This window comes from Bradyrhizobium sp. NBAIM08 (genome assembly GCF_020193935.1).
In the GTDB taxonomy this organism is placed as follows: Bacteria; Pseudomonadota; Alphaproteobacteria; order Rhizobiales; family Xanthobacteraceae; genus Bradyrhizobium; species Bradyrhizobium yuanmingense.
In genome coordinates this window covers 1-379 of record NZ_JADYVR010001409.1, presented here as the reverse complement: position 1 = coordinate 379, position 379 = coordinate 1, and the positions used below count along the sequence as shown (strand labels likewise).

The 379-nt window shown below is 59.4% G+C and carries 1 protein-coding gene; it reads right to left on the bottom strand.

What is annotated here, in order from left to right; genetic code table 11:
* Positions 1 to 379, bottom strand: a 379-nt coding sequence (locus I6F37_RS45175) for a hypothetical protein (RefSeq protein WP_225155153.1), incomplete at both ends; no start/stop codon positions are given.

Here is a 379-nt window from a genome sequence, read left to right as displayed (position 1 = left end):
CCCTGGCTCAGGTTCGCTTTGGCGAGAGAGTCGGGTGTAAGTTGTGCCTTCACTTTCTCAATGAGCTGCCTTTTATCGGCGGCTGATTCACGCAGCTCCCCCCAGGCTTCGGTGAGCTGTTTCGTGAGCGACTCGTCATTGAAGGAACGAATCTGGCGGGCGTGGAAAGCTGTCAGATCGCTACGCGGAATTTTCCCAGCGGTCATCTCGGCGAGCATGGCTTTCGCGAACGAGGGACGCGCCACGAGCGTGTCCATGAGGCCTGCGGCGAACTTGCGGTAGTTTTTGGCGAGTTGCTTGCCTATCTCAGGATCATCAAAGAGAGCGAGGCCGCGCGCAGCGGTGGTGTTGAGCGTGCGGACCTCGAGGAGTTGCGTGC